The following is a 21,743-nucleotide window of genomic DNA, read 5'->3' as shown; positions in this document are numbered from 1 at the left end:
GCCGTGTCTGCGACGCGCGACCGGTCCCCGATCTGTCCCCATGTTAGCGACGGGTTCGACCGTCATATTGTTTCACTGTATCGCCCCCGAAGATCACCCGCTGCGGATCGCGCTCGATACTCGAAATGCTGCTCTCGATCCGGTTGATGGAACGCCGCGCATCCTGCACCAGCGCTTCCACATCGCTCAGCCCCGAGGTCGAGAACCGCTGCAGGTTATCCGCAATCGGCCCGATACGCGCATTGAGATTGTCGGCGACGTCGCGGAAGGACTTCAGCGTATCACGCGCGTCGGTCATCAGGCTGTTGGTCTCGTCGTCGCCCAGCAGGCTGTCGAGCTTGGCCAGAACGCCATCGACGCGGGTCGAGGCGTTGTTCAGCCGGTTGGCCATCTGTTTCACGTCGGTGATGATCTGGTCGTAATCGTCCTTGCGGTCGGTGAATGTCTGCACGACGTTCTTGGCGTCGGCAATCGCCACACGCGCATCGCCACTGGCCACCGAAATGTCGTCGACGACCTTGCGCACCTTCTGCGGATCGACTTCCGCCATCAGGTTATCGACGCGCTCCAGAGTCTGCCCGGCCTGCTGACCGACGGTCTTGAACGATTCAGCCGCGTCGGACAGCCGGGTGACGACCTTGGAGATGTCGCCCGAGGCGTCGGCGACGTCCTTGGTCACCTTCTCCACATTGGTGACGATCTGGGTGATCTTCTCGGGCTGCGCGGATTCGAGCAGCGTCTGCGCGGCCTCGAGCGTGGAATCAAGCCGCGCGGAAACACTCTGGATCGTCTCCGACAGTCCCGAGACCGACTTGAGGAAATCGTCGATGCCTTGCGAATTCTCGGCCAGGGCATCGGTAAACGTCTCGGCGTTGCGCATCGTCTGGGTCAGCGGACCGCGCGCATCGTTGACGAAACCCTCGATTTCACCGATCACATTGTTGGCGCGGGTCATGATCTGGTCGGCTGTCGCCAGCAGGTTGGTGATATTCGATGGATCGGCTTCCAGATGGGCAACGCCCTCGTTCTGGATCGCCTCGCGGATGATGTTCGTTCCGCTCGGCGTGCCGCCCTGCAACTCGATATAGGCCGAACCGGTCAGGCCCTGAATTTCAAGGGCTGCCTTGGTATCCGGGAAGATCGGTGCATCGGCGCGCACTTCGGTATCGGCGATCACGAATTTCGGGTTCTCGCTGTCAATCGTGAGTCGACGCACCGAGCCCACCGCAATACCGTTGAAGCGCACGGCGGATCCCACGGACAGTCCGTTGGCCGAGCCGGGAATACGGACGATCAGGCGGCCGGTTTCACCGCCGCCGCCCACCTGCGACATCCAGTAGACGAAGCCGAAGGCAGACAGGATGACCAGTACCGTAAAGAGTCCGACGATGGCGTAATTGGCCCGCGTTTCCATGTAACTGAACTCACTTCCCTGCCTATTCGGTGCGGTATTGTTCCGCATTTGAACCTGAACCATCGGGATAACCGCTGATGGTTCGGGCGCGTTTACCGCGGAAATAGGACTGAACCCATGGGTCGTCGAATTCAAGCATTTCCGCTATGGTTCCCGATACGAGGACCTTTTTTTGCCCGAGTACTGCAATCCGGTCACACACCGAAAACAGGCTGTCGAGGTCATGGGTCACCATGTAGACGGTCAGGCCGAGCGTGTCGCGCAATTGCGCAATCAGCTCGTCGAACTCCGCCGCACCGATCGGATCCAGCCCCGACGTCGGCTCGTCGAGAAAGACGATATCCGGATCGAGAGCCAGTGCGCGCGCGAGTGCGGCGCGCTTGATCATGCCGCCCGAGAGTTCCGACGGATATTTGGCGCCCGCCGACGGGTCGAGGCCGACCATCTCGATCTTGACCGCCGTCAGCTCGTCCATCAGCGATTGCGGCAGATCGAGATATTCCCGCATCGGCACCTGGATGTTCTCACGCACCGTGAGGGCTGAGAACAGTGCGCCGTGCTGGAAGAGTACGCCCAGACGCATGTCGAGCTTGATCCGGTCGGCCTCGTTGGCTGTGTCGTAATCGTGCCCGAGAATGCGGATGGTGCCGGACTGGCGGCGCAGCAAGCGCAGGATCGCCCGCATCAGCACCGACTTTCCCGTGCCCGACCCGCCGACGAAGCCGAGAATCTCGCCGCGATAGACATCGAGATCCAGACTGTCGAGAACCACGTTCTTGCCGAAGGCGACGGTGACGTCACGCACTTCGAGAATGGTTTCCCTCGTCCCCTCTGCCTGCTCTGCGGTCATTTCAGTCTCGGACATTCCTGGCACCTAGAAATCGATAGCCGCGTAGAACATGGCAAACAGGCCGTCGACAAGGATGACCACGAAGATGGATTTGACCACCGAGGCCGTGACCCGGCGGCCGAGCGATTCCGCACTTCCGCCCACCTTCAATCCCTCGACGGCGGCCATGATGCCGATGATGAGCGCCATGAACGGCGCCTTGATCATGCCCGATGCGATGGTCGAGAGGTCGATCGCCTCGCGCAGACGCCCCAGAAACACGTCGAAGGTAATCCCCGAATAGGCAAGCGACACCACCGCGGCACCGAACAGGGCCGCGAAATTGGCGATGATGGTCAGGAGCGGCAGCGCAATGACCAGCGCCAGAAGCCGCGGGAAGACCAGCACCCCGATCGGGTTCAGTCCCATCACCTTCAGCGCGTCGACTTCCTCGCGCATCTTCATCGAGCCGATCTCCGCCGTGATCGCGCTGCCGGACCGGCCCGCGATCATGATCGCGGTCAGCAGAACGCCGATCTCGCGGAGCTGGAGGATGCCGACGAGGTCGACGACAAAGACTTCCGCCCCGAAATATCTCAGCTGGAACGCACCCTGCTGGGCGATGATCGCCCCGATCAGGAACGACATGAGCACGATGATCGGCACCGCGCGCACACCCATATGGTCGAGCTGCGCGACCACGGAGGCGGGCGATACGCCGCTGCCGCGATTGAGCTTCATCTGCGCGCCGCGCACCGCCGAGCCGAGAATGAAGGCCGCCGCGACCAGATCGTCCCACAACTCGTACATCGACTTGCCGAGCGGCTCGAACACGAGATTGAACAGCGGTTTGCGCGGCTCGGATTTTCGCACTGAAGCCGCGGTGACGTCCGGCAAGGCCTCAATGAGCTCGACCCAGGTATGCGGACCGTCGACGGTTACCGTGCCGCCACGCTCCTCGGCGCGAAGCTTGAGACGCCGCACCAGCCAAGCGCCCGCCGTATCGAGATGGCTGGCCTGACCGAGGTCGATCGTGATTCGGTTCGCGTCGGCCGATTTTGCGAGCCGTGCCATCTCCTCCTGGACGGATGCGACGCCGGAATGCCGCCAGTCGCCCGACAGCCGCAAGACCAGGCCCTGCGGGCTTTCCTCGAGATCCAGAGCGGCAGGTTCATGGTCGGCGAGCCTCGCCGCTCCCTGACCTGCGTTCCGATCGCCCCTTGCCTTTTTTTTCGCGTCGCTCAACATGCAGACTTCATAGCGGCTTGCTGTCCCACTGTCATTGACGCAAGGCCCGAATAATCTCCCGGATGCAATTATTTGCACCCATCAAGTGAAGGTAAGTCATGTCGCCTAGCCTGAAAGTCCTCCGCGAGAGCTTTCCCACCGCCAAGCCTTTCACCATTTCGAGAGGCGCGAAGACCTCCGCCGATGTGATCACCTGCATCATCCAGGACGGCGCACATGTAGGTCGCGGCGAGTGCGTTCCCTATGCCCGCTATGGCGAAAGCGTCGAAGGCGTCATGGAAGAGATCGAGGCGCTGGCGGAAGCCATTGCCAACGGGCTCGATCGCGAGGCGCTTCAGAGTGCACTGAAGGCAGGTGCCGCCCGCAACGCCATCGACTGCGCATTGTGGGATCTGGAAGCGAAACGCAGCGGCCGCCGCGCCTTCGAGGCCGCCTGCAAGATACTTCCGCGTCCGGTCCCGACGGCGGTTACGATCTCGCTCGGCGAACCTGCCGACATGGCCGATGCCGCCCGCGCCCATTCCTCGCAGAAGATTCTCAAGGTCAAGGTCGGCACCGCCGACGACCGCTCCCGCATTCACGCGGTCGCGAGCGCTGCTCCGAATGCCGAGATCATTCTCGACGCCAATGAGGGCTGGACCGAAGACAATGTCCGCGAACATCTGCTTGCCGCCGCCGAAGCCCATATCGGGCTCATCGAGCAGCCGCTGCCGGCGGGCAAGGACGAGATTCTGGCCCATATCCCGCATCCGGTACCGATCTGCGCCGACGAGAGCGTGCACACCAGCGAGGACCTCGAAGGTCTCTACGAACGCTACGACGCCATCAACATCAAGCTCGACAAGGCCGGTGGCCTGACCGAAGCCCTGAAAATGCGCGACCGCGGCCGCGAGATCGGCTTCAGCATCATGGTCGGCTGCATGCTGGGTTCCTCGCTTGCGATGGCTCCCGCAGTGCTTCTCGCCCAGGATGCCGACTGGGTGGACCTCGACGGCCCGCTGCTTCTCGCAAAGGATCGCCCCTCGGCGCTGACCTATACGAGTTCGATGGTTTCTCCGCCCGGTTCCGATCTCTGGGGCTGACAAAAGCGGTTTGCTGCGGAAGAGCCGTCACACGGCTTTCATCCGCAATCGAAAGAGACTAAACGATAGCGCCGCGGCCTTAAGGGGCCGCGTTTGTTATCTGCATGGACCTCCGGGGGACACGACATGAGCACCGACAAGTCGAAGCCGATGAGCGGCGATCTCGACGAAAACGCGCTTTTCTTTCACAAATATCCGCGCCCGGGCAAGCTCGAGATCCAGGCGACGAAGCCGCTCGGCAACCAGCGCGACCTCGCGCTCGCCTATTCCCCCGGTGTCGCCGCCCCCTGCCTCGCCATCAAGGACGATCCCGATACGGCGGCCGACTACACGGCCCGCTCGAACCTCGTGGCTGTCGTCTCCAACGGCTCGGCCGTGCTGGGTCTGGGGAATATCGGTCCTCTCGCCTCCAAGCCGGTGATGGAAGGCAAGGCGGTGCTTTTCAAGAAGTTCGCCGGCATCGACGTCTTCGACATCGAGATCGATGCGCCCGAGATCGACCGGATGGTCACCGTGATCTCTGCGCTCGAACCCACCTTCGGCGGCATCAATCTCGAAGACATCAAGTCACCGGAATGTTTCGTGGTCGAACGCCAGCTCCGCGAACAGATGGACATCCCCGTCTTCCACGACGATCAGCACGGCACGGCGATCATTGTCTCGGCCGCCATCCTCAACGGTCTTGGTCTCGCCGGAAAGAAACTCGAGGACGTCAAGATCGTCACGTCCGGCGCTGGAGCAGCCGCCCTCGCCTGTCTCAATCTTCTCGTCAGCCTCGGCGCCCGGCGCGAAAACATCTGGGTCCACGATATCGAAGGCCTCGTCTATGAGGGTCGCGAAGTGCTGATGGACGAGTGGAAGTCCGTCTATGCGCAGAAGACGGACAAGCGCAAACTCGAGGAATCGATCGGCGGCGCCGACGTCTTTCTCGGTCTTTCCGCCGCCGGCGTCCTGAAACCGGAACTGCTTGCCAGCATGGCCGACAAGCCGCTCGTCATGGCGCTCGCCAATCCGAATCCGGAAATCATGCCGGACCTCGCCCGCGAAGCACGCCCCGACGCCATGATCTGTACCGGGCGCTCGGACTTCCCCAACCAGGTCAACAACGTCCTGTGCTTCCCCTACATCTTCCGCGGCGCGCTCGATTGCGGCGCCCGGACGATCAACGAGGAAATGAAGATCGCCGCCGTCAACGCGATTGCCGATCTCGCCAAGGAAGAAGTCTCGGACGTCGCGGCCCGCGCCTATTCCGGCGACACGCCGAATTTCGGCCCGGACTACCTCATCCCCTCGCCCTTCGATCCGCGCCTGATCCTGCGCATCGCGCCCGCCGTTGCGAAAGCTGCCGCCGAGACCGGCGTTGCCAAGCGCCCGATCGAGGACATGGAAGCCTATATCGACCGGCTGAACCGCTTCGTCTTCCGCTCGGGCCTGATCATGAAGCCGCTCTTCACCGCGGCCAAGACCGCATCGCGCAAGCGCGTGATCTTCGCCGAGGGCGAGGACGAGCGCGTGCTGCGGGCCGCCCAGGTGCTGATCGAGGAAAACATCGCCGAGCCGATCCTCATCGGGCGACCGTCGATCATCGCCAACCGGCTCGATCGTTTCGGCCTGAAAATCCGTCCCCAGACCGATTTCGAGGTCGTCAATCCGGAAGACGATCCGCGCTTCCGCTCCTATGTCGACGACTATTTCGGCCTTGTCGGTCGCAAGGGCGTGATCCCCGAGGCTGCCCGTACGATCGTTCGCACCAATTCCACCGTGATCGCGGCTCTCGCTCTCCGCCGGAACGAGGCCGACGCGATGATCTGCGGTCTGGAAGGCCGCTACCAGAAACATCTGCGCGACGTCTCCCAGATCATCGGCAAGGCGCCCGGCGTTATCGAATATGCCGCATTGAGCCTGCTGATCAGCCAGCGCGGCGCGACCTTCCTGGCCGATACCTCTGTCTGCTTCGACCCCAGCGCCGAGCAGATCGCCGCCGTCACCGAAATGGCGGCCCGCGAAATCCGCCGCTTCGGCATCGTGCCGCGCGCCGCCCTTCTGTCTCACTCCAATTTCGGATCGCGCGATTCCGAGAGTTCGGAAAAGATGCGCCGCGCCGCAGCCCTCATCAAGGAGCGGGATCCGGACCTGGAAGCGGACGGCGAAATGCACGGAGATTCGGCGCTTTCGGAAATGCTCCGGCGGCGCGTGATGCCGGATACGACATTGACCGGCGAAGCCAATCTTCTGGTCTTCCCGAACCTCGACGCCGCCAACATCACCCTCGGGGTGGTCAAGACCATGACCGAGGCGCTGCATGTGGGTCCGATCCTTCTCGGCAGCGCCATGCCGGCGCACATCCTCTCGCCGTCGGTGACCTCGCGCGGCGTCGTCAACATGGCGACGCTGGCCGTGGTCGAAGCGTCCTTCCCGGCAGAACGCCTCGCGACGGTGTAAGCGCTGGCTGACTGACAATCTCGCGACAAGCCCGCCATGGTAATTGGATTGTTAATGCATTCGCGCTAAAATACACCCGTTCTGCGTGCAAGGTTGCGTGACGGACGCGCAGGGTTGCGGCCGTCTCGGGTGGAGTATGTGATGCGTTGGCGCTCGGTTGCCATTCTGATGACAGGCCTCGTGGCCGCTCCTGTCGTAACGTCGGGCGCGAAGGCAACGCCCCTTTGCGATCAGCTTTCCGCACAGCTCGCGAGCTTGCCGCAAGGCTCGGACTTGAGCGCGAATTACAGCCGCTATGCGGCGGCGGTGAAGAAGCAGGAAGCCCAGATGAAGCAGCTCCGTGGCGACCTGAAGCGCTACGGCTGCTCCGACAGCATCATCATATTTGGCGGCCAGCGGGGCGAGATCTGCGAAAAGCTCAAATCGTCCGAAGCCAGGATGCAGGACAACCTGCACACGCTCGAAAACAAGCGTGACGGCTATCGGGATGCAAAATCCGCCCCGGCAGAGCGCCGCAGGATCGAGGGCGCGCTGCAAACCAACGGCTGTCTCGAAAAGCCCGATCACTCGATCATCTCGGTTTCCGCCGAGCCGACAGCCACCTCCACGAACAGCATCCAGCCCGTGATCATTCCGGAGGGGTCGACCAACATCACCATTCTGGATCAGTCCGGTGGCGCCAACGGCCAGATCGTAGTGGAGCGCAAGGCGAGCCGCGCCGGCAATCTGCGTACCGTCTGCGTGCGCAGCTGCGACGGCTATTTCTTCCCGATCTCCTCCTCGGCGAGTTCCGCGGATTTCGACCGCGACCAGCGAACCTGCCAGATGATGTGCCCGGGAACACCCACCGAGCTCTTCTACCACTCGATCTACGGTGAAAGCGAGGACATGGTCTCCGTCGCCAGCCGCCGGCGCTACACCGAGATGCCGAACGCCTTCCGCTACAAGAACACCGCCAATCCGGGATGGAACAAGCGTTGCACCTGCAACATGGCCGCCTACTACAAGGAAATGCAGCGCCGCGAAGCGCTTTATAACAGGAACGTCGGCCCCGGTTCATCAGGCGGCGCCCAGCCGGCCTATACGGCTTGGCCGACGCCGCGTCCCGATCCGAATGAAGATCCCGAGGCGCTTGCCGATGCAAGCGGCGATCAGGCACCGGACTCCATCTCCGCGGTCGCAGCCGACGGAACGCGCGGCAGCCGGGACGGAAAAGGCAACATCCGCGTTGTCGGCCCTGTCTTCCTGCCGGGAAGCGAAAAGAAGCTCGACTTCACCGCGAACACGGACCGTATCGAGGATTTCTTCAGATAGCGGGCTCGTTGCGGCCCGCCGCCTTGCGGCTGACGATCGTCATGACGACTGCCGAAAGGATGCAGTAGGCCCCCATTGCCGCGATCTGCGCCGGATAGGATACGCCGATATCGATGAGCCACCCGGTCAACCCCGGCCCCATGGCGGTCGCCAGAACCATCATCGCAACGATAACCGCGCGGATGGAACCGAGATGTTTCGCGCCGTAGAGTTCCGGCCAGAGAGCGCCGAAGAGCGTAGACGAAAAGCCGTAGGAAATCCCCATCAGCGCCATGAAGATATAGGCGCCCCAAGGTGACTGGGTCGTGGCCAGCACAATGCAGGACGCTGCCAGCGGCAACAGGAAGGACGGCAGGATCCGGACCGCCGAGAACCGGTCGATCAGCTGGCCTGCAATCAGCGCGAAGATGATCGTCATTGACGACATGACGATGAAGGAACTCGCAAAGACCTCCGGCGCCCAGCCCCGCAATTCGCTCAGATAGACCTGGTGGAAGAACACGGTGGTGCCGATGAAGCCTGGCGCCAGCACACCCGACAGGCAGAGCCAGAAGACCGGATCGCGCAACACCTCGCCGCGCGTCCAGTCGCGCAATGCAGTCCGCCGCTCGGGCCCGTCCGAGGCACGTGGGGTCCGCTCCACGCGCATCAGCAGGAAGATCGCCGGAAGGGCGACGAGCGCCAGAACGACCGCCGCGGCAAGCCAGGTGCCGCGCCAGCCCAGCGCATAGGCCGCGAAGATGAACGCGGACGGAAACACCGCCTCGCCGACATTGTGCCCCAGCGTCGCCAGCGACACCGCCCTGCCCCGCTGCGCCGAAAACCATCGTCCCATCGCCGTCATCGCGATGTGCGTCATCATCCCCTGACCGAAAAGACGCAGCGCATAGATGGTCACGCAGAGCCAGATCACGTTGTTGGCGAACGACATCGAGACGGCAGCCGCCATCAGCGCAGGTATGGTGAAAGCGGCAACAATGGCGATGGGAACCCGATCGACCACCTTGCCGAGCTGCGGCAATGTCAGCGCGCTGGCCAGCGTCGCGATCATGTAGAGCCCGCCGAACTGTCCATGGCTCAACCCGTTCTCCGCGCGGATATCGCCGGCCGACAGGGAGATGAAGAAGGTCTGGCCGAAGGACGAGAAAAAGGTCAGCAGGAAGCCGCCGACGATCCAGCGGGCGTTTTCACGCAGGAAATTGACTATGGACATTCGGAAGGGTCCGCAAATGGAGGGAGGCAAGCGACCGCGCGGCGTCTCGCCTTCCCGGACCTTCACCACACTTTGCCGGAAGACGCAATCTCGGCGGCGCCCTTCAGGCCAGACGCAAGCCCGCCACACGCGCGATGAAGATCGCGGCAATGGCCGCGAGAAGTGCATAGCTTGCCATGGCTGCGATCATCACCGGGTAGGCCACGCCGAGATCGATCAGCCAGCCGCTCAGCCCCGGCCCCACGGCGGTCGAAAACACCATGATGGACGTCACCATCGACTTGATCGCCGCCAGATGCCTGGTGCCGTAAAGCTCCGGCCAGATCGCGCCGAAGACTGTCGCATAGATCCCGAAGGCGCCGCCCATGAAGGCCATGAAGATGACAATGGCCCAGGCGCCGGGAACCAATGCCAGGGCAAGATTGGCGATCGCGGTAAAGACCAGCATGGCCGGGAGAAGAACGGCGGAATGATATTTGTCGATCAGTTGCCCCGACACGAAGGTCATCGCGATCGCCGCAACCGAGAGGACCGGCGTCGAGCCCGCGAACTGCCCGAGCGCCCAGCCGCGCAGTTCTGCCAGATAGACCTGATGGAAGAAGATCACCGTACCGATGACCGGTGGCGCGAGGAGAACGAAAATCAGTGGCCAGAACAGCGGATCGCGGATCAGCTCGCCGCGTGTCCACTGGCGTCCTTCGATCAGCTTTTCCTTCTCCGACGGATGCGGCTCGCGCGGCACCCGCATCAGCACATGGACCGCCGGCAGCACGCACAGAAGAAGAAAGCCGGCATTCAGGCTCCAGCCGTCGCGCCAGCCGTAAGCGGCCGCCAGCGCCACGAAGGAAATCGGCATCACGCTCTCGCCGAGCTGGTGGCCGAGCGCTGCGGTCGAGACGGCCTTGCCGCGGGTGAGCGTGAACCATCGCCCCATCGCCGTCATCGCCGTGTGCCCCATCAGACCCTGCCCGAACATCCGCAAGGCGGCGAGCGCGACAAAGAGCACGGCGACATGATGCGCATGGGCGAGAAGCAGCATGGACAGCGCCAGCCCCACGATGACGAAGATCGCGTAGCGCTCGATCCGCATCGTGTCCGCAAGGCGTCCGGTAAAGGGTATCATCGCGGCGCTCAGAAGGGTGGCCAGCATGTAGATCCAGCCGAAATCGCCGTGGCTGAGCCCCAGTTCCTCGCGGATGCCGCCGCTCGAAAGCGCGATGTAGAACGTCTGTCCGTAACTCGAAAACAGCGTCAGCAGGAAGCCGCCGGTCAGCCAGCGCGCATTGTCGTGAAGGAAACTCAGGAAACGCATGGACCTGACAATGTCTTAGCCCCGATCCCGGAACCGGTTGGTGATCGGATATCTCCGGTCGCGGCCGAAATTCTTGCGGGTGATCTTCACGCCCGGCGCGGACTGGCGGCGCTTGTATTCGGCAATGTAGAGCAGATGCTCGATACGATGGACGGTCACCACGTCATGGCCGCGCGCCACGATGTCCTCGACGCCCATCTCCTTCTCGACGAGACATTCGAGAATGTCGTCGAGCACGGGATATTCCGGCAGCGAATCCTGGTCGGTCTGGTCGGGGCGCAATTCGGCGGACGGCGCCTTGTCGATGATGTTGACGGGGATAACCTCGCCGGACGGACCGAGCGCCCCGGGCGGCACATGGTCGTTGCGCCAGCGCGCCAGATCATAGACCTGCATCTTGTAAAGGTCCTTGATCGGGTTGAAGCCGCCGTTCATGTCGCCGTAGAGCGTGGCATAACCGACCGACATTTCCGACTTGTTGCCGGTGGTCACCACCATCGAGCCGAACTTGTTGGAGATCGCCATCAGGATGGTGCCGCGGGTGCGGCTCTGGAGGTTCTCCTCGGTGATCCCTTCGTCGGTGCCGTCGAAAAGCTCGGAAAGCGCATTGGTGAAGCCGACGACCGGCTCCTCGATGGGCACGATGTCATAGCGGCAACCGAGCGCCCTGGCGCAGTCGGCTGCGTCCTTGAGCGAATCCTCCGACGTGTAGCGATAGGGCAGCATGACGGCGCGCAGGCGCTCCTCGCCGAGCGCGTCGACCGCCAGCGCCGCGCAGATCGCGGAATCGATGCCGCCGGAGAGGCCCAGCACCACGTTGCGGAAACCGTTCTTGTTCACATAGTCGCGCAGACCCAGCATGCAGGCCCGGTAATCGGCCTCGCGATCGTCGGGGATCACCGACATCACGCCGCTGGCGCAGGCCCAGCCGTCGGGACCCCGCTTCCAGTCGCTGACGGTGACGGCCTCCTCGAACTGGCTCATCTGGAAAGCCAGCGAATGGTCGGCATTCAGCGCAAAGCTCGCACCGTCGAAGACCAGTTCGTCCTGTCCGCCGAGCATGTTGGCATAGATCATCGGCAAGCCGCTCTCGATGACCTGCCGGAGCACCACCTGGTGGCGCACCTCCACCTTGCCGCGGTAATAGGGCGATCCGTTGGGCACCAGGAGAATTTCCGCGCCGCTTTCGGCCAGCGTTTCGCACACACCGAAATCGCCCCAGATGTCCTCGCAGACGGGAATGCCCAGGCGCACCCCGCGCACATTCACCGGACCGGGCATCTCACCGGCGTCGAAGACGCGCTTTTCGTCGAACTCCCCGTAATTCGGCAGGTCGACCTTGTCGCGCACGCCGATGATCCTGCCGCCGTCGATGACCGCGACCGAATTGTAGCGCTTGCCGTCTTCCGTGCGCGGATAGCCGACGATCATGGCCGGCCCGCCATCGGCGCTCTCCGCTGCCAGTTCCTCGACCGCCCTTCGGCAGGCTTCCAGAAAGGCGGGGCGGACCACCAGATCCTCGGGCGGATAGCCCGAGATCATCAATTCGGTGAAGAGAACGATATCCGCGCCGTGACGGGCGGCATCGGCCCTGCCCTCGCGGATCTTCGCCATATTGCCGGCGATGTCGCCGACAGTCGGATTGAGCTGGGCAACCGCGATGCGGAGCATGTCGGGCGGGGTATCGGCTTTCGTCGTCATGGCCTGTGCTTAAACCATGTCCGAAGGAATGAAAATCCACCGATCGGGGATATCAGCCGTCACCTCGCCCGATGGCGTCATGCGGCGTCGAAGCGCCACATCGCCATGTTGAGAACGCCGTATTCGTCGCTGGCATGCAGCCGCGTGGCCTGTGCCGACGGGCCGGCGGCACCCAGCGCGGAATAGAGCGGCATCAGGTGCTCGTCGGTCGGATGGTTGCGTTCGGCGTTCGGCGCCTGGGCGCGATAGTCGAGAAGCGCGTCGACATCATTGGCTTCGAGCCTGTCCGACATCCAGCCGGTGAAACTCGACACCCAGTCGGGGACGACGATGTCGCGCATGCCCTGACGCAGATTGACGAAGGCCTCGCGCAGATTGTGAGTGAACGAACCCGATCCGATGACGAGGATGCCGCGATGCGTCAGATCTGCCAGCGCCTGGCCGAGCCTGTAGTGATGGTCGGCACTCTGGCGCGGATCGACGGATACCGCGACAACGGGGATGTCCGCATCCGGATACATCAGGATCAGCGGCACCCAGACGCCATGATCGAACCCGTGATTGGCAATCGCCTGGGAGTGGAATCCCGCAGAGACGAGATTTCGGGCAATCTCCTGGGCAAGCGCCGGGTCACCGGGTGCGGGATAGCGCTTCTCATAGAGTTCGGGCTGGAAACCGCCGAAATCATGGACCGTCTCAGGTGTCGCATCGCCCGTCACGGCGACGCCGCCGGAGACTTCGAAATGCGCGCTGACGACGACGATTGCGCGGGGGCGCGGCAAGCCGGCTGCCGCAGACCGCAGAAACGCAGCCGCCTCGGTATCGGCAACCGCTGTTTCAGGCGACCCGTGCGAGACGAACAGCGTCGGCATGGTGGTGGTTTCATCCGCCTGCTTGGACGAGGCGTTGTGGAATTGTGTATCAGACATGGCCCGATCTCCTTTGTCGCCAATCTAGTCGCATCCCGACTGTTCAACGAGAGTGGAAAATCGCAACACAGCGTTCACTGAATGCCCATCAATCACCTGCCGTCTTCAGACCCGCCCGCCCCTGCGGCGATTGCGGCAACCCGTCATCGATCTCGTAGAAGTCGCCCTTGTCGGCGCAGAAGATGTGATAGGCGATCTTCAGCCCGCTCGGCTGGTCGAATGCACCCGCCATGATCGATGTGTCTGCTTCGCCGTCATGACGCCAGAACAGGGCCGAGCCGCAATGTTTGCAGAATCCGCGCTCGGCCGACGGGCTGGCCCGGTACCAGGTGATCGCCTCGCCGCCCTCGACCACCAGCCGGTCGTTGGCAATGCTCGTCGCGGCATAGTAGAGACCGCTCTGGCGGCGGCACTGGGAACAGTGGCAGGCGACCACTTCGCGCAGGCGGCCGCGTGTCCGAAAGGTGACCGCGCCGCACAGGCAGTGTCCCGCATGAATCTCTTCGTCTTGCATTGAAATCAAAGCCTCCGTAAGTCAGGCCATCATCGTCCAGTTCCGTCTTTGGCGACAGCATCAATCCGACCCTCGACGTCGCATTCTTCTGAACCGCAGGATCAAGGAAACTGGTTCATGGATCATCCGATCCGGAAGGATTTTCAATTGCCACACCTCAACCTGCGCCATGCCACCAGCTCCGATGCCGAAGACATATTGAAGGCCCTGCTCGGCCTCGCCCATCATGTCGGCGAAAGCGAGGTGGTGGAGATCGACCGTGCGGCCATTCTCCGCGACGGGTTCGGGGACAATCCCGCCTTCTCCGTCATGATTGCTGAGGTGGACGGCGTCTTCGCCGGCATGTGCCTGCATTTCCCGACCTATTCCACCTGGTTCGGTGCGCGCGGGATCTATGTGCAGGACCTTTTCGTCATGCCCGACTACCGCGGCATGAAACTGGGCGAGAAGCTTCTGGCGCGGGTTGCGCATGAAGGCGAAGCACTCGGCTGCAATCACCTCAAGCTCGCGGTCGACATCAAGAACCTCGGCGCACAAAAGTTTTACGACAGGATCGGGGTTCTTCCGCTCGAGCGCGACGAGATGCGCATGGCCATGGGCGGCAATTTCGCCAGCCTCGCAGCCCTCGGCGCGGACTGACCGAAAGCTGTCATCACACACGAAAAAAGGCCGGGATCGCTCCCGGCCTTTTTCATGCTGATATCGGAACGGTCAGCTGTTGACCGCAACCCGCTTTTCGCTCGTCCGTCCGCCCTTGAGCAGTTCCGCGACGAGGAAGGCCAGCTCGACGGCCTGGGTGGCGTTCAGACGCGGATCGCAATGGGTGTGGTAACGGTCCGACAGATCGTCCGCCGAGATCGCGCGGGCGCCGCCGGTGCACTCGGTCACGTCCTTGCCGGTCATCTCGATGTGGATGCCGCCCGGATGGGTGCCTTCCGCACGATGGATCTGGAAGAAGCTTTCGACCTCCGACAGAACGCGTTCGAAGGGGCGGGTCTTGTAGCCGTTGAGCGAGATCGTGTTGCCATGCATCGGATCGCAGGACCAGACCACCTTCTTGCCCTCGCGCTCGACGGCGCGGATCAGCTTGGGCAGATGATCGGCAACCTTCTCGTGGCCGAAACGCGCAATCAGCGTCAGCCGGCCGGCTTCGTTGGCCGGATTGAGAATGTCGATCAGGCGGATCAGTTCTTCCGGATCGAGCGAGGGGCCGCACTTGAGCCCGACCGGGTTCTTGATGCCGCGGCAGAATTCCACATGGGCATGGTCCGGCTGACGGGTACGGTCGCCGATCCAGATCATGTGGCCGGAGGTCGCGTAATAATCGCCGGAGGTCGAATCCGTGCGGGTCAGCGCTTCCTCGTAGCCGAGCAGCAGCGCCTCGTGGCTGGTGAAGAAATCGGTTTCCCGCAGGCTCGGATTGCTGTCCGGCGTGATCCCGATGGCCTTCATGAACTCCATGGTTTCGGAAATCCGGTCGGCGAGCGCCTGGTAGCGTTCGGCCTGCGGACTGTCCTTGATGAAGCCCAGCATCCACTGGTGGGCATTGTCGAGATTGGCGTAACCGCCCTGCGCGAAGGCGCGCAGCAGGTTCAGCGTCGCCGCCGACTGCCGGTAGGCCATGATCTGGCGCTCCGGATCCGGAATGCGCGACTTCTCGTCGAAATCGATACCGTTGATGATGTCGCCACGGTAGCTCGGAAGCTCGACATCGCCCATCTTTTCGATGTTCGAGGAGCGCGGCTTGGCGAACTGACCGGCGATACGGCCGACCTTGACGACCGGCTGCTGACCGCCGAAGGTCAGGACAACGGCCATCTGCAGGAACACGCGGAAGAAATCGCGGATATTGTCGGCTTCGTGCTCGGCGAAGCTCTCCGCGCAGTCACCGCCCTGAAGCAGGAAGCCCTGCCCGTCGGCCACGCGACCGAGCGCGGTCTGCAGACGACGTGCTTCACCTGCAAAAACCAGCGGCGGGAATTTCTTAAGCCGGGCCTCGGTGGCGACCAGTGCATCAGCATCCGGATAGTCCGGAACCTGCTGGATGGGAAGATCGCGCCAGCTTGACGGTGTCCAGTTCTTTGCCATAGTTCTCACCTGTTACGCAGCGCCCGGCCGAGGGGCGCATGTTATATAGTTCGTGGGACCGCTTATGGCGGCGGCTTATAGCGGTATTGAGCGCTGAAAGAAAGCCTCGGCATGGATTGCCGCCCCCACCAGAAACATCCCTCTTCCGACTGCAGGATTTGCAAGAAAATTAAGAGTTGACTAAATTAGATGAACCATGCTCAACGACTACTCGCAAAAGTAGTGAAGGGCAAACCATGCAAGAGATAGCAGATCACTTCCTTCTACAGAAGGAACCTGCTCGAGCATCTACATATGCGCAGCTTCCGCCGATCTGGTGGTCGGATCAGGCAAGGAGATGGTTCGTCACCGAGCCCGGACTCATCCGCCAGATCATGAGCGACCGTGGCTTTTCGGTTCCCGACTATAGCGTTGAAGTGATCATGGACAGGCTCAACATCGACCTGGCTGCATCGATGAAGATGCGTGATTACCTGCCGCTTGCCTGGGAAGGCGAAAAGCACAAGGCGCTCAGAAACCGGATGACGCGGATCATTGCCGCCAACACGCGCCCCGCCTGCGAATTGTTCCAGGACCAGCTCAGGAAGAACCTGTCCGCGGCGCTCGCCAAGGGCTGCTTCTGCTTTGTGCAGGACGTTATCCGGCCGACCATGCGCGCGACCCTCCTGCGCCTCTCCGGCTATCCGGACCCGTTCGACCCGGACCTGCTCGCCATCGAAGTCACCGCCCACATATTCGACGACCGCGTGTCGCCTCGCAAGCGCAAACACGCCAACGAGATCATCCGCACGATCGTCGAGAAATTGCCGGACGAGATGACTGAAGAAGATAAATATTCGGTGGCGGCCCTCAATGTGGTCGGCTCTAACTCGCTGCTAGCCACCCTCGCCCAATCGCTGCTTCATATTCTCTCGCCCAATTCCGGCACGATGAGTTCGCAGATGAATTGGAAGATCGACATGCCGGTAACCGGCTTGCCGTTGATAGAAAAAGTCTGCCGGGAAGAAAGAGAACTGCAGGGCCACACCATCAGGCCTGGCGACCAGTTGCGCCTATTTATCGAAACCGGTGGTCTGTCGGACGGCACCCAGGGGTATAGCGACCTGTTTTTCGCCGCAGGTCCCCATCGCTGCTCCGGAATGGCGGTCAGCCGACAGATATGGGCCATCCTGGGCGACGAAATGAGTCGCATCGAGAAGAAGTTCCGCGTTCTCCAAACCTCGGAACGGCAAGGCGACTACGTATTTAATTTCCTGGACAAGCTTGAGGTTGAAATCCATGCATGAGACGAATGTCGCCGCGGAACTGTTCGAAGCCGTCCGCAGCTATCTCGCCACGTCGGCCGAGGACATCGGCATGAGCACGAAGATCAAGGAACTCGGACTCGACAGCATAGATTTGTTGGAACTGCTACTGAGGCTTGAAGAGAAATTCGACATCGAACTCGATGTGGTCGCATTCGAGAAGTGTGAAACACTGGGGCAGGTTGCGAAATACATTGCCGACGTCAAATGAGCGGTCGCTCGCGACCAACATTCTGAGCAGCTGGGTCAAGACAAGCTTCATCCTGCGCCGCCTCGTTCAGAGTGAACGTAACGCGTGCAGCCGAACAGTGACTCGTCTCCGCAGAAACAGGCTCGCTCAACGCCTGTTTCCCCGCGTCACCAACAACCATTTACGCAACACTTTTGAGGGCTATGCAGCCCAACGCATCGCGAGGGTGGCGAAAGATCCCCTCGCGATGCCCTATGGCGGCCCGCCGGAGATTACCAATCCCGAAGTTCTCCATGAGCTTTGCGGCCGTTCAGGCAAAGTCATGGTGTTCTCCATCCACACCGGTTTCAGCTTCACCTCGTCTCTTTTGTCCCCGCATCGCAAGATCATGTCGGTCGCCATTTCGCTCGCCCATGGACAGGAGGTCCATTGGTGGTCGGGGGTCAGCCATCTGGATAACATCCGTCTGGTCGAGGTAACGCCGCTGACATTTGCCAAGTTCATGAAGGACAGGGAGTGCGATATCTATTGCGCGCTTGTGGATGATTACCATTCCAGCAACAGCGTGAGGGACGGCGTCAAGTTTCAACCCTTCGCGGTTGCCGCTCGTTCCGAATTGCCCGTCTATTTCGCGAAATTCGCCTTCCGATCCGATGCGACCGTCGAGGCGACCTTGGCGGGCCCTTTCGACAACATGCCGCCCGAGACGATGGTGGCGGAATTCATCAGGTTTCAGGACCGCAAGCTCTACGCCATGCCGCGGGATTGAAGCGCCCGCTGCCCCTCAGGATGGACAGCCACGCCCTCAGCGCCCCAGTATCCGCGCAAGCAGCTCCGCCTCCCCCTCCGCCAGAAGAACCGAACGCGGATAGACCGGATCGTCGCGATCCTCGTGGATCGGCAGGTCGAAACTTTCCGTTTCCCGAACGAACCGCGCCAGCCCCTCCTCCCCGAACACACGCAGAAACCCCTGCATGACGGCGTCGAGATAGCTCCTGAGGATCGGAGAGACAGCACCGCCCGCCTCGGGTTCGTAGTCCCGTTCGTAGACAAAGAGCGGACAGTCGGGTTTCGGCGAGGCTGCTGCGAAGACAAGATCGGCAGAAGTGATCGTGTTGCGGCGATAGAGGTTTTCCCGCTCATCGACCGCCGGAAGGTTTTCGAGCCGGTCGATCACCAGCATGCCGTCGATCGCGGCACCCTCGCACCGCTCGGCGGTCAGAACCGCCGGCCCGATTCCGCCGAATTTCGGGGCATCGGCCGGTCGCGGCCGCCACACCCGGCGATAGCCCGAAAGCCGCGCCGGATAGGCGTCCACGATCTCGGTGCGCAGCGTGGCTCGGTTGACGAGCGAACCATAGCCGAAATAGCCGATCAGCGTCTCCGTGGGCGTTTCGGTATCAGTCATTTTCTCTCAGGCTCGCCAGGATGGCGGCTTCATAGGTCTTGCAATGGGCCTCGATCCGGTCGCCGATACGTCCCGTGTCGCCATTGACGATGTCGCGCGCCGCCCGGTAATCGAGCGTTCCGTCCTCGCGCAGGAAGTCGCCGAGCTTGCAGGGCCGGAACCAGCCCTCGATCATGCCGGCAAAGGCTACATGCGCGGAGATCGCGGGATCGAGAATGCGGTCGTAATCGGCATCCAGCCCGAAGCTTCTGCCGAAGCGCTCGGCGAGACGTTGCTCTGCGAAGACGTAGTTGCGCCGGTGCGTGAGCTGGATATCGCCGCCACCGACCGCAATCTGGCCGCTCTCGTCGGGCAGCCAGTATGGCGTCTTCACCCAGGCCAGCCGTCCGGCATCATAGGCGGCCTGCAGCTTTTCGGCCGATTGCCTACGGTTCTCCGCGAAAGCCTCCAGCACCGGCTCCAGCCGGCCGCCCGTCTCCCAGTGCATCTGGCCGAGCGCGGCTGCGAGAAACACCCAGGGATGACCGGCGGCGTAGAACGCGTCCCAGACGTCGAGCTTGCACGAGAGCCCCCGCTTCTGGGCCTCCGTCACGCCGTCGGCGAAAAGCCCCTCGCCGTTCTCCTCGAGATGCCGGAAGAACGCCGGACGATCGATCACCATCGGACGATCAGGCCTTTTCGCCGTTCTTGTAGCGATAGGTCGGCTGGTACATCGTCACGAGTTCCTCCGAAGCAGTCGGGTGAACGGCCATGGTGCGGTCGAAATCATCCTTGGTGCAACCGGCCTTCAGCGCGATGGCGAGCACCTGCACGAGTTCGCCGGCATCGTGGCCGAGAACATGAACGCCGAGCACCTTCCGGTCCGAACCGTTGACGACGATCTTCATGATCATCTTCCCGCTACTGCCGGACAAGGTCGCCTTCATCGGCCGGAACTCGGCACGGTAGATCTCGACGGCATCATATCGCTTGGCCGCATCCTCCTCGGAGATGCCGACGGTGCCGATCTCGGGCTGCGAGAAGACTGCCGTCGCAATGAGATCGTGATCCGGCGATGTCGGATTGTCCTTGTAGACCGTCTCCACGAAGCACATGGCCTCGTGGATGGCGACCGGGGTGAGTTGCACGCGATCGGTCACGTCGCCGAGCGCATGGATGTGCGCAACGTTGGTGCACGAATAGGCGTCCACCGGGATCTCGCCATTCTGGCCGACGGTCACGCCCGCCTTCTCCAGCCCCAGATTCTCCGTATTGGGCATGCGGCCGAGTGCCAGCATCACCTGATCCGCGATCAGTTCTTCGCCATCGTTGAGGGTGGCCTTGAGGCGATCGTCGCCGGTCTTCTCGATCTTGCTGAAGACGCTCTGGCAGATGATGCGGATGCCCTTCTCTTCCATCGCCTTGTGCAGCCCGCGGCGCATGTCGCCATCGAAGCGCGACAGGATTTCCTTGCCGCGATAGACGAGCGTGGTCTGAACGCCGAGCCCGTGGAAGATGTTGGCGAATTCGACCGCGATATAGCCCCCGCCAGCAATCACGATCGCCTTGGGCAGTTTTTCGAGATGAAAGGCCTCGTTGGAGCTGATGCACAACTCGTGACCGGGCAGCGACGCGTGCGGATTGGGCCGCCCGCCGACGGCGATCACGATACGTTCGGCGGTCACGGTCCTGCCGCTGGCCTTCAGCAGGATTTCATGCGGACCGACGAGTTCGGCGCGGCTGTCGAACACCTCCGCGCCGGCATTGCCGAGCCCCTTGCGATAGAGCCCCTCGAGCCTGTCGATTTCCTTGTCCTTGTTGGCGATCAGCGTCGGCCAATCGAAGGAACTCTCGCCGACGCTCCAGCCGAAACCGGCCGCATCGTGAAAATGCTCGGGAAATTGCGAGGCGTAGACGAACAGCTTCTTGGGTACGCAGCCGCGGATGACGCAGGTGCCGCCATAACGATATTCTTCGGCGATGGCGACCTTCTTGCCGAGGCTTGCGGCCACGCGCCCGGCACGCACGCCGCCCGAACCACCCCCGATAACAAAGAGATCGTAGTCGTATGAAGCCATGGATGGGGTCCTTTCGCCGTTTCGTCCCGAGGCGGACTGCCTGGCGCCCGCCTTTCACTCAAGGACCGTCAATATAGGCACGACCCGCGAATAAAAAGCCCCGGAGCTGGTCCGGGGCTTCTCAAGAAACGGTGATGTGAGGCTGAAGCGCCTTATTCGGGCTTCGGCTCCATTTCGAGTTTCGGACGATCGCCGAGCTGTTCGTGGAGTTTCGTGGCCACCTGCTGAGCCATGTCGCGCTGAATGCCGTTCGACCAGATTTCAGCGGCCTTGAGCAGTTCGCGGGTCACGAGCGGGCCGTTTTCCAGAAGCTTGAGACCCGCGCCGGACTTGTAGAAATCGGCGATCGAGGTCAGCTCTTCCTCGGTGAAGGTCTTGGCGTAGATCGCTGCCGCTTCCTTCTCGAGATCGCCGCGACGGCTGGCAAGCGAGATCGCCACTTCGTCCACGGTCTGATCGATCTCCGGCTGGATGTCCGGGGTGGCCTGAATCAGGCTGCCCTTCAGCTGCAGTGCCGCGTTGAGAAGGATTGCGTCGAACTCGTCGGTGGCGTGCAGGGCGGTAATTGCCTGACGCGCGGCCGCAAGGTGCGATTCGGAGGGCTCCTGGGCAAAGGCCGGAGCGCCTGCGGTCATCACCGCGGCGATCATCAGTCCGGCGCACCCCGTCTTCACGCGCATGATAATCGACATATTGAA

General features: G+C 62.2%; 19 protein-coding genes and 2 pseudogenes. 7 read left to right on the top strand and 14 right to left on the bottom strand.

What is annotated here, in order from left to right; genetic code table 11:
- Positions 1-43: 43 nt before the first annotated feature.
- The 4 genes and pseudogenes from E2A64_RS12090 to E2A64_RS18195 form a co-directional block, all read right to left on the bottom strand.
- Entirely contained in the window at positions 44-1,414 is a 1,371-nt protein-coding gene (locus tag E2A64_RS12090; protein WP_133284734.1) for an MlaD family protein, read from the bottom strand.
- A gap of 22 nt (positions 1,415-1,436) precedes the next feature.
- Positions 1,437-2,279, bottom strand: coding sequence for an ABC transporter ATP-binding protein (locus E2A64_RS12085; RefSeq protein ID WP_133284733.1), 843 nt, complete (start codon positions 2,277-2,279; stop codon positions 1,437-1,439).
- A 9-nt stretch (positions 2,280-2,288) separates the two neighbouring features.
- Positions 2,289-3,071 (bottom strand): annotated as a pseudogene (locus E2A64_RS12080) (MlaE family ABC transporter permease); the annotation flags it as partial.
- Between the two features lie 96 nt (positions 3,072-3,167).
- Positions 3,168-3,491, bottom strand: a pseudogene (locus E2A64_RS18195) (STAS domain-containing protein); the annotation flags it as partial.
- A gap of 98 nt (positions 3,492-3,589) precedes the next feature.
- Between E2A64_RS18195 and dgcA the strand changes: the two are divergent.
- The 3 genes from dgcA (at position 3,590) to E2A64_RS12065 (ending at position 8,329) form a co-directional block, all read left to right on the top strand.
- A complete protein-coding gene (dgcA, locus tag E2A64_RS12075) occupies positions 3,590-4,573 on the top strand; it encodes an N-acetyl-D-Glu racemase DgcA (RefSeq protein WP_133284731.1) in 984 nt (327 codons plus the stop codon).
- 126 nt (positions 4,574-4,699) lie between these two features.
- Entirely contained in the window at positions 4,700-7,015 is a 2,316-nt protein-coding gene (locus tag E2A64_RS12070) for an NADP-dependent malic enzyme (RefSeq protein WP_133284730.1), read from the top strand.
- Between the two features lie 141 nt (positions 7,016-7,156).
- On the top strand, positions 7,157-8,329 hold the full coding sequence (locus E2A64_RS12065; protein WP_133284729.1) for a DUF2865 domain-containing protein: 1,173 nt from the start codon (positions 7,157-7,159) through the stop codon (positions 8,327-8,329).
- On the opposite strand, the gene E2A64_RS12060 is transcribed toward E2A64_RS12065, so the two are convergent.
- From E2A64_RS12060 to E2A64_RS12040, 5 genes are all read right to left on the bottom strand, one after another.
- Positions 8,322-9,542: an MFS transporter gene (locus tag E2A64_RS12060; protein ID WP_133284728.1), complete on the bottom strand. Its 1,221-nt coding sequence runs from the start codon at positions 9,540-9,542 to the stop codon at positions 8,322-8,324. The two genes, E2A64_RS12065 and E2A64_RS12060, sit on opposite strands and share 8 nt — an antisense overlap.
- A gap of 103 nt (positions 9,543-9,645) precedes the next feature.
- Complete coding sequence (locus tag E2A64_RS12055; protein ID WP_133284727.1) at positions 9,646-10,854, bottom strand: MFS transporter; 1,209 nt, start codon at positions 10,852-10,854, stop codon at positions 9,646-9,648.
- Between the two features lie 15 nt (positions 10,855-10,869).
- Complete coding sequence (locus E2A64_RS12050; protein ID WP_174235787.1) at positions 10,870-12,555, bottom strand: NAD+ synthase; 1,686 nt, start codon at positions 12,553-12,555, stop codon at positions 10,870-10,872.
- Between the two features lie 77 nt (positions 12,556-12,632).
- Complete coding sequence (locus tag E2A64_RS12045) at positions 12,633-13,484, bottom strand: DODA-type extradiol aromatic ring-opening family dioxygenase (RefSeq protein ID WP_133284726.1); 852 nt, start codon at positions 13,482-13,484, stop codon at positions 12,633-12,635.
- An 88-nt stretch (positions 13,485-13,572) separates the two neighbouring features.
- Positions 13,573-13,998, bottom strand: a complete 426-nt coding sequence (locus E2A64_RS12040; protein WP_133284725.1) for a GFA family protein — start codon at positions 13,996-13,998, stop codon at positions 13,573-13,575.
- 117 nt (positions 13,999-14,115) lie between these two features.
- Here E2A64_RS12040 and E2A64_RS12035 point away from each other — a divergent pair, with 117 nt between their 5' ends.
- Positions 14,116-14,637 (top strand): GNAT family N-acetyltransferase, encoded by a 522-nt coding sequence (locus tag E2A64_RS12035; RefSeq protein WP_133284724.1) that lies wholly within the window; start codon positions 14,116-14,118, stop codon positions 14,635-14,637.
- Positions 14,638-14,709: 72 nt separating this feature from the next.
- Here E2A64_RS12035 and E2A64_RS12030 read toward each other — a convergent pair whose 3' ends face one another.
- Entirely contained in the window at positions 14,710-16,086 is a 1,377-nt protein-coding gene (locus E2A64_RS12030) for a class II 3-deoxy-7-phosphoheptulonate synthase (RefSeq protein WP_133284723.1), read from the bottom strand.
- Between the two features lie 236 nt (positions 16,087-16,322).
- Here E2A64_RS12030 and E2A64_RS12025 point away from each other — a divergent pair, with 236 nt between their 5' ends.
- The 3 genes from E2A64_RS12025 (at position 16,323) to E2A64_RS12015 (ending at position 18,349) form a co-directional block, all read left to right on the top strand.
- Positions 16,323-17,372, top strand: a complete 1,050-nt coding sequence (locus tag E2A64_RS12025) for a cytochrome P450 family protein (protein WP_133284722.1) — start codon at positions 16,323-16,325, stop codon at positions 17,370-17,372.
- Positions 17,365-17,601, top strand: a complete 237-nt coding sequence (locus E2A64_RS12020) for an acyl carrier protein (protein WP_133284721.1) — start codon at positions 17,365-17,367, stop codon at positions 17,599-17,601. Before E2A64_RS12025 ends, E2A64_RS12020 begins: the two co-directional genes overlap by 8 nt.
- 205 nt (positions 17,602-17,806) lie before the next feature.
- Positions 17,807-18,349, top strand: a complete 543-nt coding sequence (locus E2A64_RS12015) for a hypothetical protein (RefSeq protein ID WP_158285757.1) — start codon at positions 17,807-17,809, stop codon at positions 18,347-18,349.
- Positions 18,350-18,385: 36 nt separating this feature from the next.
- Here the strand turns inward: E2A64_RS12015 and E2A64_RS12010 are convergent, their stop codons facing one another.
- The 4 genes from E2A64_RS12010 to E2A64_RS11995 form a co-directional block, all read right to left on the bottom strand.
- On the bottom strand, positions 18,386-18,988 hold the full coding sequence (locus E2A64_RS12010) for a gamma-glutamylcyclotransferase family protein (RefSeq protein ID WP_133284719.1): 603 nt from the start codon (positions 18,986-18,988) through the stop codon (positions 18,386-18,388).
- Positions 18,981-19,649: a hypothetical protein gene (locus tag E2A64_RS12005; RefSeq protein WP_133284718.1), complete on the bottom strand. Its 669-nt coding sequence runs from the start codon at positions 19,647-19,649 to the stop codon at positions 18,981-18,983. The genes E2A64_RS12010 and E2A64_RS12005 overlap by 8 nt, the downstream gene beginning before the upstream one ends.
- A 7-nt stretch (positions 19,650-19,656) precedes the next feature.
- A complete protein-coding gene (gene gor, locus E2A64_RS12000) occupies positions 19,657-21,045 on the bottom strand; it encodes a glutathione-disulfide reductase (RefSeq protein ID WP_133284717.1) in 1,389 nt (462 codons plus the stop codon).
- Between the two features lie 152 nt (positions 21,046-21,197).
- Complete coding sequence (locus tag E2A64_RS11995; RefSeq protein WP_133284716.1) at positions 21,198-21,737, bottom strand: DUF2059 domain-containing protein; 540 nt, start codon at positions 21,735-21,737, stop codon at positions 21,198-21,200.
- Between the last annotated feature and the right edge of the window lie 6 nt (positions 21,738-21,743).

Source organism: Pseudohoeflea suaedae (assembly GCF_004354915.1).
GTDB lineage: Bacteria > Pseudomonadota > Alphaproteobacteria > Rhizobiales > Rhizobiaceae > Pseudohoeflea > Pseudohoeflea suaedae.
Note: the sequence above shows the minus strand (reverse complement) of the source record. Positions and strands in the feature narration are given on the sequence as shown.

Bases quoted from the DNA above. Each gene is read 5' to 3' on its own strand.
- E2A64_RS12090 (WP_133284734.1), bottom strand. From the start codon at position 1,414: ATGGAAACGCGGGCCAATTACGCCATCGTCGGACTCTTTACGGTACTG.
- E2A64_RS12085 (WP_133284733.1), bottom strand. From the start codon at position 2,279: ATGTCCGAGACTGAAATGACCGCAGAGCAGGCAGAGGGGACGAGGGAA.
- dgcA (WP_133284731.1), top strand. From the start codon at position 3,590: ATGTCGCCTAGCCTGAAAGTCCTCCGCGAGAGCTTTCCCACCGCCAAG.
- E2A64_RS12070 (WP_133284730.1), top strand. From the start codon at position 4,700: ATGAGCACCGACAAGTCGAAGCCGATGAGCGGCGATCTCGACGAAAAC.
- E2A64_RS12065 (WP_133284729.1), top strand. From the start codon at position 7,157: ATGCGTTGGCGCTCGGTTGCCATTCTGATGACAGGCCTCGTGGCCGCT.
- E2A64_RS12060 (WP_133284728.1), bottom strand. From the start codon at position 9,542: ATGTCCATAGTCAATTTCCTGCGTGAAAACGCCCGCTGGATCGTCGGC.
- E2A64_RS12055 (WP_133284727.1), bottom strand. From the start codon at position 10,854: ATGCGTTTCCTGAGTTTCCTTCACGACAATGCGCGCTGGCTGACCGGC.
- E2A64_RS12050 (WP_174235787.1), bottom strand. From the start codon at position 12,555: ATGACGACGAAAGCCGATACCCCGCCCGACATGCTCCGCATCGCGGTT.
- E2A64_RS12045 (WP_133284726.1), bottom strand. From the start codon at position 13,484: ATGTCTGATACACAATTCCACAACGCCTCGTCCAAGCAGGCGGATGAA.
- E2A64_RS12040 (WP_133284725.1), bottom strand. From the start codon at position 13,998: ATGCAAGACGAAGAGATTCATGCGGGACACTGCCTGTGCGGCGCGGTC.
- E2A64_RS12035 (WP_133284724.1), top strand. From the start codon at position 14,116: ATGGATCATCCGATCCGGAAGGATTTTCAATTGCCACACCTCAACCTG.
- E2A64_RS12030 (WP_133284723.1), bottom strand. From the start codon at position 16,086: ATGGCAAAGAACTGGACACCGTCAAGCTGGCGCGATCTTCCCATCCAG.
- E2A64_RS12025 (WP_133284722.1), top strand. From the start codon at position 16,323: ATGCAAGAGATAGCAGATCACTTCCTTCTACAGAAGGAACCTGCTCGA.
- E2A64_RS12020 (WP_133284721.1), top strand. From the start codon at position 17,365: ATGCATGAGACGAATGTCGCCGCGGAACTGTTCGAAGCCGTCCGCAGC.
- E2A64_RS12010 (WP_133284719.1), bottom strand. From the start codon at position 18,988: ATGACTGATACCGAAACGCCCACGGAGACGCTGATCGGCTATTTCGGC.
- E2A64_RS12005 (WP_133284718.1), bottom strand. From the start codon at position 19,649: ATGGTGATCGATCGTCCGGCGTTCTTCCGGCATCTCGAGGAGAACGGC.
- gor (WP_133284717.1), bottom strand. From the start codon at position 21,045: ATGGCTTCATACGACTACGATCTCTTTGTTATCGGGGGTGGTTCGGGC.
- E2A64_RS11995 (WP_133284716.1), bottom strand. From the start codon at position 21,737: ATGTCGATTATCATGCGCGTGAAGACGGGGTGCGCCGGACTGATGATC.